This is a genomic window from Enterovirga rhinocerotis (assembly GCF_004363955.1).
Taxonomy (GTDB): Bacteria; Pseudomonadota; Alphaproteobacteria; order Rhizobiales; family Beijerinckiaceae; genus Enterovirga; species Enterovirga rhinocerotis.
The window spans coordinates 719,716-734,403 of sequence record NZ_SNZR01000013.1; the positions used below are offsets into that span (position 1 = coordinate 719,716).

Sequence of the window (14,688 nt, forward strand, 5' to 3'; positions counted from 1 at the left end):
GCGGGCGCTCACGCCGCGACCGTGCGCCGGTCGAGATGCGAGCGGTAGGAGATCGCCTCGGCGAGATGGATACGGCGGGGCGCGGCCTCGCCGTCGAGATCGGCGAGGGTCCGCGCGACGCGCAGGATGCGGTGGAAGCCGCGGGCCGAGAGCCGCATCGCGCCGGCCGCCTCGCGCAGGAGGCGCATGCCCTCGGGATCGGGTTTGACCACCTCTTCCAGCACGTTGGGCGGACAACTCGCATTGGTGGCCCCGGGCGAGAGGCCGAGCGCGCCGTAGCGGCTCGCCGCGATCTCCCGCGCCCGCCGGACGCGGGCGGCGACCTCGGCCGAGCCTTCGGCCGGCGGCGGCAGGATGAGGTCTGCGGCGGTGACGGCGGGGACCTCGATGGCGAGGTCGATCCGGTCGAGCAGGGGCCCCGAGATGCGCGAGGCATATTGCGCCATGCAGCGGTCGTTCGGCTGGCGCCGGCAGGCATAGCCCGGATCGGTCGCATGGCCGCAGCGGCACGGGTTCATCGCGGCGACGAGCTGCACGCGGGCCGGGTAGGTCGTGCGGTGGTTGGCCCGGGCGATCATCACCTCGCCGGTCTCGAGCGGCTGGCGCAGCGCGTCCAGCACGCCGGGCTGGAACTCGGGCAGTTCGTCGAGGAAGAGCACCCCGTGATGGGCGAGCGAGATCTCGCCGGGCCGCGCATTGATGCCGCCGCCGACGAGCGCTGCCATCGAGGCGGAATGGTGCGGCGCGCGGAAGGGCCGCCGGCTGGACAGGGCACCCTCCGCGAGCTGTCCCGCGACGGACTGGATCATCGAGATTTCGAGGAGCTCGGCGGGACCGAGCGGCGGCAGGATCGAGGGCAGGCGCTGCGCCAGCATCGACTTGCCGGAGCCCGGCGGGCCGCTCATGAGGAGATTATGGCCGCCGGCCGCGGCGATCTCGAGCGTGCGCTTGGCGCTTTCCTGGCCCTTGATGTCGCGCAGGTCCGGCAGCGGGCCGGAGGAGGGGGCGACGGCCGGCTCGGGCCGCGCCATGACCTGATCGCCCTTGAAGTGGTTCGCGAGCTGGATCAGCGAGCGCGGCGCAAGGATGTCCGCGTCGCGGCTCGCCCAGGCCGCTTCCGGGCCGCAGGCGGCGGGGCAGATGAGACCGTGCCCGCGGGCATTGGCGGCGATCGCCGCCGGCAGGACGCCCGCGACCGCGGTGATCGAGCCGTCGAGGGCGAGTTCGCCGAGGACGGTGTAGCCGGCGAGCGCATCGGGCGGGATCGCGCCGATGGCGGCCATGATGCCGAGCGCGATGGGCAGGTCGTAATGCGAGCCCTCCTTCGGCAGATCCGCCGGCGCGAGGTTCACGACGATGCGCTTGGCGGGCATGGCGAGGCCCGAGGCGAGGAGGGCCGCGCGCACCCGCTCCTTGGATTCGCCCACGGCCTTGTCCGGCAGGCCGACCAGCACGAAGGCGACGTTGCCGTTCGAGATCTGCACCTGCACGTCGACGGCCCGGCCCTCGATCCCCTCGAAGGCGACGGTGGAAACGCGAGTGACCATGGAGACGCCTCGGAGCCGCCGGACAAGTCTATCGGGCCGCTCGGCGACGTCAAGAACAAGTCATGAACAGATTCCAGCTCGCCCGAAAGGCGTGACGCGCGCGCCACGACGGATTAAGGGCTCTGCGCCGATCGCTCCTGCAGCGCGACCCATCCATGGCGAAGCCGCTCCACCGCCGCCTGCCTCTCTGGCTCCGCCTGACGATGGCGACTGGCCTGCTCCTCATCGGCGTCGCCGCGTCCTTCGGCGTCTATCGCTACCTGTCGAGGCCCGTCACGCTGACCATCGCCGTGAGCGAGGAGGGCCATACCCTGCAACTGCTCAACGCCTTGGCCGGGCGGATGGCGGAGACCAGCAAGGACCTTCGGCTGAAGGTGGTTCCGACCTCGCGTATGCTCGAGGCTGCGTCTCTCTTCGGCGCCGGCAAGGTCGATCTCGCCGTCCTGCGGGCCGATCTCGAAAACCAGGGCGATGCGCGTGCGGTCGCGATCATCGCCCAGTCCGTCGTGCTGCTGTTCCTGCCTCACGGCTCGCCGGTCGAGGATGTCGACGGTCTGAAAGGGAAGACGATCGGGGTCGTCGACGGAGACGTCAACGGTCGCATCGTGGGCGCCATCGCCGAGAGCTATGGGTTCGACCGGGCGAGGTTCCGCGACCTGACGCGCGAGGATGCGCGCACGGCGCTGCAGACGCGCCAGGTCCAGGCGCTGCTGGTCGTCACCCCCCTGACATACCGGGCGCTCGCGACCATGAGGGCGCAGTTCGGGCTGAAATCGAAGCAGCGTCCTGAACTCCTGGCGATCGATCAGGCTGCGGCGATCGCGGCCGGCGCGCGCTATCTGGAGAGCCATGAACTGCCGAAGGGCACGCTCTCGGGCTCGCCGTCCCTGCCGGACGAGGATCTGACGACGCTGCAGGTGCCGGTGAACATCGTGGCGCAGCGCAAGCTCGACGATGCGACCGTCGCCGCCCTGACCCGGTTCATCATCGATGCGAAGGGCGAGCTCTCCGGCAAGTACCCGGCCCTCGCGTTGCTGCGAGCGCCGGAGACCGAGAAGGATGCCTACATCCCGCTGCATCCCGGCGCGGCCGCCTATTACGAAGGCGACGAGAAGAGCTTCTTCGACAGGTATGGCGATGCGCTGTTCTACGGTCCGATGGCGCTCGGCGGTCTCGCATCCCTGTTCGCCGGGCTTTGGCGGTTCCTGGCGATCGGCGCGCCTGCGCCCGACGCCCATCCCGTCGTGCGCCTCGTCGGGCTCCTGCCGCGGATCCGGGCGGCCACCGACGAGGCGGTGCTCGATGCGATCGAGGACGAGATCGACGATATCGTGGCGCCTGAACTGTCGGATCGCACCGAACGGCAGGCGGACGAGAAGGGGTCCGACCTCGAACTCGCGGTCTCGCGCCTGGAGCAGGCGGTCGCGCGTCGGCGCAGAACTCTGGCGGGCGGGGGAGACCGGACGGCAGAGGCCGGATTCGCGCTGTGAGCACGGCCTCGCCTCCGGTCTGGCGAACGTGATCGCGGCTCAATTTTTACCGCGGGAGCTGCTCATAATTCCGGCAAGGGGGGCTTGCCCGGCGTCTGGCGCGCGACAATAGTGGTCCTTGTGACGAGCCATAGTCCCGCGCTTCAGCCAGCGGCCCTGCCGACGACGACCGCAGGGATTTCCGTCATGGCCGGCCGCGTCGGCGTCCGCGCCCTGATCGTTCTCGCCTACGTCATCATCTTCGCGCCGATGGTGACGGTCGCGATCATCTCCTTCTTCGACCAGGAGATCGTCAGCGTGCCGCCCGAGGCCCTGACCCTCAAATGGTACGTCAACGCCTGGGCTCAGCGCGATTTCGCGCGCGGCTTCGTGACCTCGCTCCAGATCGCCTCGATCGCGACCCTGATCGGGGTGCCTCTCGGGACGCTGGCCGCCCTCGGCCTGGCCCGCTCCTCCTTCCGGGGCAAGGAGGCGGTCAATACCTTCCTCCTGGCGCCGCTCGCAGTGCCGGCGATCGTTGCGGGCTCGGCCCTGTATCTCTACTACGTCATGGCCGAGAACGTCCTCGACATGGACATCAAGGGGACGCTCGGCGGCCTCATCGCGGCGAACGTGCTGCTGACGATCCCGTGGACCGTCCGGCTCGTCAGCGCGAGTCTCGCCGGGCTCGATCGCTCGGCCGAGGAGGCCGCCGCCAATCTCGGCGCGCGGCCCTTCACCGTGTTCCGCCGCATCACCCTGCCGATGATGCGGCCCGGCATCGTCGCCGCGGCGCTGTTCTCCTTCGTCGCGAGCTTCGAGAACCTGGAACTGAACCTGCTTCTCGTCGGACCGGGGCGGGTGACGCTGCCCGTCGCGATGCTGAGCTATCTGGAGTTTCGCATGGACCCGACGCTGGCGGCCGTCGCCACCGTGCAGATCGCACTCATCGCCGCGATGATGCTGATCACCGACCGTTTCGTGAAGCTGTCGCGGGTCGTCTGATGGGAACGCTCACGCTCGACGGCCTCGTGAAGCGCTACGGTCCCTCGACCGCGGTCGAGCGGGTCGATCTCGAGGTGCGGCAGGGCGAACTGGTCTCGCTGCTCGGCCCCTCCGGCTGCGGCAAGACGACGACGCTGCGCATGGTCGCCGGTTTCATCGAGCCGACGGCCGGACGCATCCTCATCGGCGGGCGCGACGTCACGCGGGCTCCGGCCTATGCGCGCGATACGGGCATGGTGTTCCAGTCCTACGCGCTCTTCCCCCACATGAGCGTCGCGGAGAATGTCGGCTTCGGGCTCGAGATGCGGAAGGTCGGCAGGGCCGAGCGCGAGAGCCGGGTGATGGAGGCGCTCCGGCTCGTCCGGCTCGATCATCTCGCCGCGCGGCTGCCGCGGGAATTGTCGGGCGGCCAGCAGCAGCGCGTGGCTCTGGCTCGGGCGCTCGTCGTCAACCCGGCCGTCTTCCTGCTCGACGAGCCCCTGTCGAACCTCGACGCCAAGCTGCGCGCCGAGGTCCGTCTCGAGATCAGGCAGTTGCAGCAGCGGCTCGGGCTCACGACGCTCTTCGTCACGCATGACCAGGACGAGGCGCTGGCGATGTCAGACCGGCTCGTCGTGCTCGCCGCGGGCAAGGTCCAGCAGGTCGGCTCGGCCGAGGATCTCTACGAGCGCCCGGCCAACGCCTTCGTCGCGGGGTTCGTCGGACGCTGCAACGTCCTGGCCGGCGCGCTCGAGGGGCCGGGGCGGTTCCGGCTCGAGGCCGGCGCGGTCCTTCCGTGCGGGCCGGACGAGACGGGCGTTCCCTCTCACGCGGCCCGGCTCGTGGCGCTGCGGCCCGAACGGATCGCCATCGCGGCGGGGGAGCGGGGCGAAGGCCTGCCGGCCCGGATCACGGCCGTGACCTATCTCGGGGCCGAGACCGAATACCACGCCGATCTCGGCGGCACGACGTTGCTCGTGATCCGACCGACCCCGCCTCACGGGGATCCGCTGCGACGGCTTGCCGTCGAGGACCGCGTCACGCTTCAATGGGACCCGGCCGCCGCCCGTCTGATCGCGGGCGAGGCCTCATGACGATCTGAACGCTCCGATCCAGGTTCTCCGGGGAGCGGATGCGCCCCGGCTTCAACAAAAAGGGGAACAGGCCATGATCATCACCCGTCGCCACGCCCTTGCCGGCGCGTCGGCCGCCATCGCGGCCGGTGCCTTCGGCGGCCCCGCTGCAGCCCAGGCGAGCGAAGTCGTCGTCGGAACCTGGGGCGGCGATTACGGCGCGCTGCTGCAATCGGAGATCGACCAGCCGCTGATGAAGCCGATGGGCATCTCGGTCTCGCAGGACATCGCCAACAACGATCCGCGCCGCACCAAGCTCATGGCGGAGAAGGGCTCGCGACGATCCAGCATGGACGTCGCCTGCATGAACGACATCGATTCCTACACGCTGAGCCAGGCCGGCATTCTCGAGACCGTGCCCACCGACCAGGTGCCGCGAACCGCCGAAGTCCTGCCGGTCTTCAAGAAGCCGCACTCCATTCCGCACATCTATTCGGCGATGGTCGTTCTCTACAATCCGGACAAGATCACGACGCCGCCGAAATCCTATGCCGACCTGTTCGATCCGAAATATGCGGGCCGGGTCGGGTATTCGGATATCCTCTACAGCTTCAACATGGCCGCCGCGAATATCGGCGCGGGCGGAACGCCGAACGATTTCTCCGCGGGCAGGAAGGCCCTGCTCGAGCTGAAGAAGCAGAACCCGAGGGTCTATCCGTCCAACGAGGCCCTCGCCGCCGCGCTGAAATCGGAAGAGGTCTGGATCTCGACGATGTGGCTCGCGCGGGGCTTCATGTGGAAGAAGGGCGGTATCCCGATCGCCTGGGCGGTGCCGGAGGAGGGCGCGATCCCGATCCTGTTCGAGGCCGGCGTGCCGAAAAACTCGCGGGCGAAGGATGCGGCCTTCAAGTATCTCAACGCCATGCTCGACCCGAAGGCCCAAGTCGCCTTCGCCGGCAAGATGGGCTACGTGCCGACCGTCAAGGATGCGAAGCTTCCGGAGGATCTCGCCAAGGAGATCAGCCTGACCGAGGCCCAGCAGGCCAAGCTCCGCCCGCTCGATTACGAGTTCATGCAGAAGGAGCGGGGCCAGATCCTCGATTTCTGGAACAAGGAATTCAAGGCGTGACCATTGCTGGTGAATGCTTCGGGACGGGCCGCCATGCGGCCCTCCTCGGCATGACGCCGATGGTCGATGGCGGAATCGCAAAGGGGCGTCATGCCGAGGAGCCGGCCGAAGGCCGGCGTCTCGAAGCACCCATCATGGGTTCCGGGCTCGATGCCGGGCGTCGTCCCGGAATGACGGCGGTCGCCTGACATGCCCGCCGCCACGCTCGTCGTTCCGGCCTGCCTGCTCGTCACGGCGCTGCTCGTCGGGCCGATGGTTTATCTCGGCCGCATCTCGCTGAACCATTACGACGCGTCCTCGATGATGACCGAGGCGCTGACGCTCGAGAACTATGTCCGGGCCGTCGCCGACCCCTATTATCGCGGCGTGATGGCGACGACGCTCACGATGGCGCTCGTCTGCACGACGACGACGCTGATCCTCGGCTTTCCGGTCGCATACTGGATCGCCCGGATGCAGAGCAGCTGGAAGAGCCTCGTCACGGTGATGACGCTGATGCCGCTTCTCGTCGGCAATGTCGTGCGCGTCGCGGGCTGGGTCGGGCTCCTCGGCAACCAGGGCTTCGTGAATGCGGGTCTGCAAGGGGTCGGCCTGATCGATGAGCCGATCAGGATCCTCTACACGCCCTTCGCCGTGGCGCTCGGCACCGTCGCGGTCGTTTTGCCCTACATGATCCTGACGCTGGCTTCGGTGATCGAGGCGATCCCGCGCAACGTTGAGGAAGCGGCCGCCAATCTCGGCGCGCCCCCCGCGACGGTGTTCAGCCGGGTCGTCTGGCCGCTGGCGCTGCCGGGCGTCGCGGCCGGCTGCACGCTCGTCTTCATCCTGTGCATGAACACCTTCGCGACGGCCGTCCTTCTCGGCGGCTCGCAGTTCAAGATGATGGCGCCGGCCGTCTACGACCAGTTCTCGAAGGGCTCGAACTGGCCCTTCGGCGCGGCGCTCGCCTTCATCCTCTTGATCGCGACGCTGACGCTCACCGTGCTCGGCAGCGTCCTGATCGCGCGGCGGTCGCGCCGACGGGTGGCCGCATAAACACTCTGGGACATTCGGGAGGAAACCATGGCCGAGACCACATCGCTCCCCGGTGAGGAGCTGACGGCGGAGCGGGCCAAGGCAGGCCAGCCGCCGATCGTCGCCGCGACCGGGCGCGACCGGGGGCAGGGGCCCTATCGGCGGCTCGTCCTGCGCGGCGCGACCGTCATCGACGGCACGGGGGCGCCGCCCATCGGGCCGGTCGACGTCGTGGTCGAGGACGGCCGCATCGTGCAGATGAAGAAGGTCGGCTCCTCCCTGTCGACCATCAAGGAGAAGCTGCGGCCGGCCGCGGGCGATCACGAGATCGACTGCCACGGCAAGTATCTCACGCCGGGCTTCGTCGATTGCCACGCCCATTCCGGCGTCGCTTACCACGCGGCCAACGGCTGGGTTCCGCCGGTCGATTACGTCTACAAGCTTTGGCTCGCCCACGGCGTGACGACCGTCCGCGACATGGGCTCCTTCAACGGCCTCGGCTGGATGCAGGGCCAGAAGACGCTCGCGGCCGAGCACAAGATCGCCGCGCCCCGGCTCCTCGCCTATTGCTACTTCCCTGCCGTCAACGACATGCTGAAGACGATCCACACGCCGGAGGAGGCGCGGGCCTGGATCCGGGGCATCGCCGAGCGCGGTGCTGATGGCGTCAAGTTCTTCGGCGCCCCGCCGAACCTGATGCAGGCCGCGCTCGACGAATGCGGCAAGGTCGGCCTGCGCTCGGGCTGCCACCATGCCCAGATGGCCGTGACCCGCATGAACGCGCTGACGACGGCCAAATGGGGCCTGACCAGCGCCGAGCATTATTACGGCCTGCCCGAGGCGCTCTACGAGGACCGCATCGTCCAGAAATTCCCCTCCGACTACGACTATTCCGACGAATATTTCCGCTTCTCGGTCTCGGGCCAGATGTTCGCCCAGGCGGCGAAGCCGGGCTCGGCCAAGTGGGAGGAGACGCTCGACGCCTTCCTCGATCTCGGCTTCACCTTCGTGCCGACCTTCACGATCTACGACGCCAACCGCGACCTGATGCGCGCGCGCCAGGCCGATTGGCACAAGGAATACACCTGGAAGTCGATGTGGGAGTATTTCAAGCCGCAGCGCGGCGGCCACGGCTCCTACTGGTATCGCTGGTCCGTCCAGAACGAGATCGAGTGGAAGGAGCAGTACCGGCTCTGGATGCAGTTCATCAACGACTACAAGAACCGGGGCGGGCGCGTCTGCACGGGCTCGGATTCGGGCTTCATCTTCCAGATCTACGGCTTCGGCTATATTCGCGAGCTGGAGCTTCTGCAGGAGGCCGGCTTCAATCCGCTCGAGGTCCTGCGCGCGGCGACGATCCAGGGCGCCGCGCTCTGCGGGCTCGACGAGGAGATCGGCTCGCTCGAGGTCGGCAAGCGCGCGGACATCCTCGTCCACGACGTCAATCCGCTGACGGATTTCAAGCTTCTCTACGGCACGGGCGCGCTGCGCCTCAACGAGGAGCGCAATACCGGCGAATACGTCCGGGGCCTGCGCTACACGATCGCGGACGGCGTCGTCTACGACACGGCCGAGCTCCTGGCCGACGTGCGCGCCCTCGTCGCGACGAGCTGGGAGGGCGAGGAGGCGAGCCAGGCGGTCGTCGCGCCCTCGCTCGCGCAGAGTTCGGATCCCGTCGCGCAGCCGAAGGCCGCGAAGAAGGCCAAGGCTGCCGCGCCCAAGGCCGCGAAGGAGACCGCTGCGAAGAACGCCACGACCAAGAAGGCCGCACCCGCCGCGAAGCCCCCCCGCATCCGCCGCGAGGCGGCCGAGTGAGGGCATCGCGGCCCGGGGCTCGATGGGATCATCGGGGGCAAGATGCGGCCAGATCCCTCCCCTCCGGGGGAGGGCGAGTCGGCGCCAGCCGACCGGGGTGGGGTGGCCCCGGCCGGGATGTCCCCACCCCGGCTCGAAGCTTCGCTTCGACTCGGCCCTCCCCTGCGGGGAGGGATCGGCGCGTGCGCCGGACGACGTGCGCAGCTTCGTCATGATCGCGCCCGGTCCCGAGTTCCTCGTCCTCACCGGCTTTCTCGGCTCGGGCAAGACGACGCTTCTGCGCGACTTCCTGACCAGGCCCGAGGCCGCCGACACGGCGATCATCGTCAACGAGGTGGGCGAGATCGGGCTCGACGGCGCGCTGTTGCGGGAGGTCGGCGGCGACGTCGCCATGACGACCCTCGCCAATGGCTGCATCTGCTGTCAGATGGGCAGCGACCTCACGACGACGGTCGAGGCCCTCCTCGGCACCGAGCGGCCGGGCGACATCCCGCTCGCCCGGATCGTGCTGGAGACGAGCGGCCTGTCGAAACCCGGCCCGATCCTGCGCCAGCTCGCGAGCCTTGCGCAGCACCGGATGCGCGTCTCGGTCCTCGCCACCTACGATCCGACGCGGCCGCCCGAGATCCGCGATTTCGAGGAGGCCGCGGCGCAATGGGCGGGGGCCCATCGCATCGTCGTCACGAAGGGGGACATGGTCTCCCCGAAGCGCTTCGCCGCCGCCTCCGGCGAGATCGGCGAAATCAACCCGCTCGCCGAGATCGTGGCGGAGGCGTCGCGCGAGCCGGCCGTCTCGGCCGCCTTCGCGCCGCCGAGGCCCGGTCCGGTCACGATGCCGGTGCCGATCGCCGGCAAGACGAGGCCGCACGAGCGGCTGACGAGCCTCCTCCTGCGCCAGGAGGACGTCGTCGCCTATGACGACCTCGCCGCCTGGCTCGACAATCTCGCGGGTTTCCTCGGCGAGCGGCTGCTGCGCATCAAGGGCCTCGTCCGCGTCCGCGAGAGCGAAGAGCCCATCCTCGTCCAGAGCGTCGGGACATTGTTCTCGCAGCCGCGCCTCTATCGCGGCGGCATGCCGGGGGACGGAGGGTTCCTCGTGGTGATCGCGCGGGACGCCGAAGCGGGCGAGATCGGGCGTGTCGAGCCCTCTCTGCCTTTCAGCCTATCCCGCGCGCCGGGGCGGGGCGGTCGCAGCCTCAGGGCCGAAGCCGTCTGACCGGGGCCGCTCCTTCCGCCGGACGGCTCGGCGCCGTCTTCAATCCGTGCGCGTCGCGCTGCCGCGTCCGCCTTCGGCGTTCCGATCCCGGAGCCTGCGCATCTCCTCCTGGTCACGCTCGAGGAAGTAGTTGAGGAAAGTTCGGATGGCCGCGATGGCGGCGAGTTTTCCGATCTCCTCCCAGCTCGGCGCGACCGAGGTCGCGATGATGTCCGCCGCGAGTTGGAAGGTCAGCCCTGCCACCAGCCAGCGCGAATAGCGCAGCCAGACGGCGCGGATTTCGTGCGGGCGTTCGGGCCAGGTCCACATCACTCGGCTGCCGCGGACGAAGCCCTCGATCGTCCCGGCGGCGATGATGAGCAGGGCCATGAGTTCGATCGTCGGCACCACGATCGAGACGGCGGTTCTGAGCGAGTCGTGGAGCAGGGCGTGGATCATGGCGCGACCCCGCAGGCCGACCGGCCCCTTGCGCCCGAACTCGAAGCGGCTTCGCGCGGATGCGTCATCGCAGGCTGACCTCCCCGTCCCTCGCGACGATGCGATTAGCACGATGGGGGACGGAAACGGTACGGATAAGCACGTTCATGCTGCGCGACAACCGGAACCTGCCGGCCGATTTCGCCAAGGACATCCCGGCTGACGGGGCGCATCGCGTTATTTGGACCCGCATCGGCGAGGAAGATCCATGCTCAGCGGGCCGGCGGCGGAGACCGGGATCACCGCGGTCGGGTGCCGATGCGGCCTCTGGGCCATCTCGCCAGGATCTGCGTCGAGGCTTCGGCGAGAAGCCGTTGGACACCCTCCGCGCGCATCGACAGCCGTCGCCGGTCCTCGGGGATGGGCCGGCCTCGATCCGCTGGGTCGTCCCGACGAGCGCGGCGATGCCGGCCGCCGGGACCGCGCCTCGTCAGGTCAGGCTGAGCCCGCGATAATCGTCGGCCGCGACGTCGTCGCAGATCCTGCGATAGGTCGAGACGCCGCCGACATAGGGCATGAACACACGCGGCTTGCCCGGAATGTTCGCGCCGACATACCAGGAATTCGCCCTCGGATAGAGCGTCCCGTCGGCGACCTCGTTGACGTGCGCCACCCAGTTCTCCTCGGCGCCGGGGTCTGCGTCGATGCGCCGGACCTGCCGGTCCGAGGCGGATTTCAGCAGGTCGGCCACCCAGTCGATATGCTGCTCGATCGAGTGGATCATCTGGCTCTTCACGCCCGGGCTGCCGGGCCCGGTGACGACGAACATGTTCGGGAAGCCCGCGACCATGATTCCGAGATAGGTCAGCGGGCCGCCGGCCCATTTCTCGGCGAGACGTTCGCCGTCGGCTCCCCGGATGTCGATTTCGCGCAGCGCGCCCGTCATGGCGTCGAACCCGGTCGCGAAGGCGATGGCGTCGAGTTCGTATTCGCGCTCGGTCGTCCGCACGCCCTTCGGCGTGATCTCCACAATCGGTGCCGCGCGGACGTCCACCAGGGAGACGTTGGGCCGGTTGTAGGTCTCGTAATAGCCGGTATCGAGGCACAGGCGCTTCGATCCGATCGGGTGGTCGTCCGGCGTCAGCAGGGCCGCGATCTTCGGATCCTTGACGATGGTGCGGATCTTCTCACGCACGAATTCCGCCGCCGTCCTGTTCGCGTCCTCGTTGACGAGGAAATCCGTGTAGCAGGTCAGAAAGCCGATGCTGCCGCCCTGCTGCCAGAGCCGCTCGTAATTCCGCCGGCGCTCTTCATCCGACACAGCGATCGCTGACTGGGTCGGCACGGGATATCCCGAGACGCCGAACCCGGTCTGGCGCGCCTCGTCGCGCCGGCGCCGATAGTCGCTCTTGAAGGCGCGCTCCCGCTCCGGGTCCATGGGGCCGTTCTGGGCGGGAAGGCTGAAATTCGCCGTGCGCTGGAAGACGGTCAGGTGCTCCGCATCCTGGGCGATCAGCGGGATCATCTGGATGCCCGACGAGCCGGTGCCGACCACGCCGACCCGCTGGCCGGAGAAGTCGACCCCCTCGGCCGGCCACATGCCGCTGTGGTACCAGCGCCCCTCGAAGCTCTCGATGCCCTTGAAGTCCGGCACGCGAGGCGTCGACAGGTTGCCCGTCGCCATGACGCAGAAGCGAGCGGCGATGGTCTCGCCGGCTTCGGTCGTGAGCCGCCACTGATTGGCGGCCTTGTCGAAGGAGGCAGCGACGATCCGCGTATTCAGCTGCACGTGTCCGCGCAGGTCGAAGCGGTCCGCGACGTGGTTGATGTAGTCGAGGATCTGACCCTGCGTCGCGTAGCGTTCCGGCCAGTTCCAGTCCTGCTGGAGATCGTCGGAGAACGAATAGGAATATTCGAGGCTCTCGATATCGCAGCGGGCGCCCGGGTACTTGTTCCAGAACCAGGTGCCCCCGATCCCGCTGCCGGCCTCGAAGGCGCGCACCTCGAAGCCGAGCCCGCGAAGGCGATGAATGGCATACAGCCCTGCAAGCCCGCCGCCGACAATCGCGACATCCAGGGTGGTCGACGTTTGCGCGACACCCCGTTCCGCCTGTCCGCTCATCCGTATCCTCCCTAGGTGTTTTGTCCGGACCATATTGGCGACCAGCAGATTGTCAACCGTCGACGGTCGTCGGAAGTCCGTTGACAAACCGGCGACGCTCGTCAGATGCTGAGGCGCGTCCTGAGGATGTTTCATGTTCGTCATGCCGGAGATCGTTCGGTCTCCCAGCCTGGCCGAAAAGGCCAGACAAATGATCCAGGAGGCCATCTGGTCCGGCGAACTCGGCCCGGGCGTCCATCTCGTGGAAGCGACGTTGGCCGAGCAGTTTCACATCAGCCGCGGACCCTTCCGCGAGGCGCTGCGCACGCTCGCGGCGGACGGATTGGTCGAGTTCTATCCGGGACGCGGGGCCTTCGTGGTCGATACGACGCCGGAGCAGATGCAGGACATGATCATCCTGCGCGCGATGCTCGGCGGGATGGCCGCGCGCTATGTCACGGCGGAGGCAGATGCCGATCTCCTGCAGCGCCTGTCGGCATCGTACTCCAAGATGATGATTGCATCGGAGGCGGGAGACGAACGATCTTTCTTCGACGAGCATTGGCGATTCTATGAGATCCTGCACAGGTCTGCCAACGAGTTCATCTACCGATCCTGGAAGTCACTGTCCGGCCTGATCAACGTCTATTTCAGGCGCATGGGGCGCGAGCATCTGACGCAGAATCTGATCCTGCGGGATATCGAGTGCTTCCTGAAGCTCTTCCAGGCCGGCGATCCCGACGAGGCCGAGGCTGCGGTGCGCAGCGAGATGCTGCGGATGGGATTTGTCGTGCTCGACAAGCCGATCCCGCGGATGCTGCACAGCTACGTGACGCGGCGTGTCCTCGAGGACGGATCGCTCGTGGCTTACGATCCGGTGTCGGATTCGGTTGCCGGATCGGAACTTCAAACAAACAAAACAAATCAAAACGAGGAAACGTGGGGGAATGACAGTACATCCGCAGATAAGAGCCGCTCTCGCCGCGCTGGCTGAGGCGAACCTTCCGGCGATCGAGACGCTCACGCCCGAGAGGGCGCGCGAGGTGTTCAACGCGATGTCGCGGGCGCGCGGCGGCACGCCCGCTCCGATCGCGAAGGCGGAAGACCATGTCGCCGAGGCGGAGGGCCTGAAGGTTCCGGTTCGGATCTACTGGCCGGAGGGCGTGGGGCCTCATCCCGCCTTCGTGTTCTTCCACGGGGGCGGGCACGTCATCGGCGATGTCGAGACCCACGACAAGCTGGCGCGCAACCTCTGCGGCCTCTCGGGCGCTGTGGTCGTCTCCGTCGATTATCGCCTCGCTCCCGAGCATCGGTTCCCGGCCGCCATCGAGGACGGTTGGGCTGCCTATGAATGGGTGCGGCGGAGGGGAGCCGATCTCGGCATCGATCCAAGCCGCCTCGCCGTCGGGGGCGACAGTGCCGGAGGCAACATCGCCGCCGTCGTCGCGATCATGGCGCGCGATGCAGGCTACAGCGACATCCGCCTTCAGGTGCTCGTCTATCCGGTCGCCGACTTCACGTTCGGCCATGACAGCCATCGCCGCTTCGCCGAGGGCTACGGCATCCTCACGGCCGACGCGATGCGCTGGTTCCGGGATCACTATCTCTCGGCGCCCGACGATGCGCGCGACTGGCGCGCCTCGCCGCTCTTCGCGAGCGATTTCGGCGGCCTGCCGGCCGCTTTCGTCGCCACGGCGGATTGCGACGTGCTGAGCGACGAGGGCACGGCCTATGCGGAGGCGCTGCGCGCTGCCGGAGCCGTCGTCGAGCATCGCGAGTACCGCGGGATGATCCACGGCTTCCTCGCGATGACGCCTGCGATCGACGACGCCGCTCGCGCGCAGGCCGATGTCGCCGCGGCCTTGAAGGCCGCCTTTGCCCGGGAACCCGCATCCTGAGGCGGTCGATCGGGCACAACGAAAC

13 protein-coding genes are annotated in these 14,688 nt (G+C 68.2%); 10 read left to right on the forward strand and 3 right to left on the reverse strand.

What is annotated here, in order from left to right; all coding sequences use genetic code 11:
* Positions 1 to 8: 8 nt before the first annotated feature.
* A complete protein-coding gene (locus EV668_RS15075; RefSeq protein WP_133771392.1) occupies positions 9 to 1,547 on the reverse strand; it encodes a YifB family Mg chelatase-like AAA ATPase in 1,539 nt (512 codons plus the stop codon).
* Positions 1,548 to 1,702: 155 nt separating this feature from the next.
* Here EV668_RS15075 and EV668_RS15080 point away from each other — a divergent pair, with 155 nt between their 5' ends.
* The 8 genes from EV668_RS15080 (at position 1,703) to EV668_RS15115 (ending at position 10,247) form a co-directional block, all read left to right on the forward strand.
* Entirely contained in the window at positions 1,703 to 3,037 is a 1,335-nt protein-coding gene (locus EV668_RS15080; RefSeq protein WP_133771394.1) for a TAXI family TRAP transporter solute-binding subunit, read from the forward strand.
* 186 nt (positions 3,038 to 3,223) lie between these two features.
* Entirely contained in the window at positions 3,224 to 4,021 is a 798-nt protein-coding gene (locus tag EV668_RS15085; protein WP_133771397.1) for an ABC transporter permease, read from the forward strand.
* Positions 4,021 to 5,094, forward strand: a complete 1,074-nt coding sequence (locus EV668_RS15090; RefSeq protein WP_133771399.1) for an ABC transporter ATP-binding protein — start codon at positions 4,021 to 4,023, stop codon at positions 5,092 to 5,094. Before EV668_RS15085 ends, EV668_RS15090 begins: the two co-directional genes overlap by 1 nt.
* A 73-nt stretch (positions 5,095 to 5,167) precedes the next feature.
* Positions 5,168 to 6,202: an extracellular solute-binding protein gene (locus tag EV668_RS15095; RefSeq protein WP_245513203.1), complete on the forward strand. Its 1,035-nt coding sequence runs from the start codon at positions 5,168 to 5,170 to the stop codon at positions 6,200 to 6,202.
* Entirely contained in the window at positions 6,199 to 6,390 is a 192-nt protein-coding gene (locus EV668_RS15100) for a hypothetical protein (protein ID WP_133771401.1), read from the forward strand. Before EV668_RS15095 ends, EV668_RS15100 begins: the two co-directional genes overlap by 4 nt.
* A 1-nt stretch (position 6,391) precedes the next feature.
* Positions 6,392 to 7,237, forward strand: a complete 846-nt coding sequence (locus EV668_RS15105; protein ID WP_133771403.1) for an ABC transporter permease — start codon at positions 6,392 to 6,394, stop codon at positions 7,235 to 7,237.
* Between the two features lie 27 nt (positions 7,238 to 7,264).
* Positions 7,265 to 9,031 (forward strand): amidohydrolase family protein, encoded by a 1,767-nt coding sequence (locus EV668_RS15110; protein ID WP_245513205.1) that lies wholly within the window; start codon positions 7,265 to 7,267, stop codon positions 9,029 to 9,031.
* A 196-nt stretch (positions 9,032 to 9,227) separates the two neighbouring features.
* A complete protein-coding gene (locus tag EV668_RS15115; protein WP_245513207.1) occupies positions 9,228 to 10,247 on the forward strand; it encodes a CobW family GTP-binding protein in 1,020 nt (339 codons plus the stop codon).
* A 39-nt stretch (positions 10,248 to 10,286) separates the two neighbouring features.
* Here EV668_RS15115 and EV668_RS15120 read toward each other — a convergent pair whose 3' ends face one another.
* Together EV668_RS15120 and EV668_RS15125 are read right to left on the reverse strand one after the other, a co-directional pair.
* Entirely contained in the window at positions 10,287 to 10,685 is a 399-nt protein-coding gene (locus EV668_RS15120; RefSeq protein WP_133771405.1) for a DUF1622 domain-containing protein, read from the reverse strand.
* A gap of 469 nt (positions 10,686 to 11,154) precedes the next feature.
* The gene (locus EV668_RS15125) at positions 11,155 to 12,786 is read right to left on the reverse strand and encodes a flavin-containing monooxygenase (protein WP_133771407.1); all 1,632 of its coding nucleotides are present in this window, start codon (positions 12,784 to 12,786) and stop codon (positions 11,155 to 11,157) included.
* Between the two features lie 133 nt (positions 12,787 to 12,919).
* Between EV668_RS15125 and EV668_RS15130 the strand changes: the two genes are divergently transcribed.
* Positions 12,920 to 13,759: a GntR family transcriptional regulator gene (locus tag EV668_RS15130; protein ID WP_133771409.1), complete on the forward strand. Its 840-nt coding sequence runs from the start codon at positions 12,920 to 12,922 to the stop codon at positions 13,757 to 13,759.
* Positions 13,713 to 14,663 carry an alpha/beta hydrolase gene (locus EV668_RS15135; RefSeq protein WP_133771411.1) on the forward strand — a complete coding sequence of 317 codons (951 nt, stop codon included), beginning with the start codon at positions 13,713 to 13,715 and terminating at the stop codon, positions 14,661 to 14,663. The genes EV668_RS15130 and EV668_RS15135 overlap by 47 nt, the downstream gene beginning before the upstream one ends.
* Positions 14,664 to 14,688 lie beyond the last annotated feature (25 nt).

Bases quoted from the DNA above. Each gene is read 5' to 3' on its own strand.
- EV668_RS15120 (WP_133771405.1), bottom strand. From the start codon at position 10,685: ATGATCCACGCCCTGCTCCACGACTCGCTCAGAACCGCCGTCTCGATC.
- EV668_RS15075 (WP_133771392.1), bottom strand. From the start codon at position 1,547: ATGGTCACTCGCGTTTCCACCGTCGCCTTCGAGGGGATCGAGGGCCGG.
- EV668_RS15080 (WP_133771394.1), top strand. From the start codon at position 1,703: ATGGCGAAGCCGCTCCACCGCCGCCTGCCTCTCTGGCTCCGCCTGACG.
- EV668_RS15085 (WP_133771397.1), top strand. From the start codon at position 3,224: ATGGCCGGCCGCGTCGGCGTCCGCGCCCTGATCGTTCTCGCCTACGTC.
- EV668_RS15135 (WP_133771411.1), top strand. From the start codon at position 13,713: ATGACAGTACATCCGCAGATAAGAGCCGCTCTCGCCGCGCTGGCTGAG.
- EV668_RS15095 (WP_245513203.1), top strand. From the start codon at position 5,168: ATGATCATCACCCGTCGCCACGCCCTTGCCGGCGCGTCGGCCGCCATC.
- EV668_RS15125 (WP_133771407.1), bottom strand. From the start codon at position 12,786: ATGAGCGGACAGGCGGAACGGGGTGTCGCGCAAACGTCGACCACCCTG.
- EV668_RS15090 (WP_133771399.1), top strand. From the start codon at position 4,021: ATGGGAACGCTCACGCTCGACGGCCTCGTGAAGCGCTACGGTCCCTCG.
- EV668_RS15105 (WP_133771403.1), top strand. From the start codon at position 6,392: ATGCCCGCCGCCACGCTCGTCGTTCCGGCCTGCCTGCTCGTCACGGCG.
- EV668_RS15110 (WP_245513205.1), top strand. From the start codon at position 7,265: ATGGCCGAGACCACATCGCTCCCCGGTGAGGAGCTGACGGCGGAGCGG.
- EV668_RS15130 (WP_133771409.1), top strand. From the start codon at position 12,920: ATGTTCGTCATGCCGGAGATCGTTCGGTCTCCCAGCCTGGCCGAAAAG.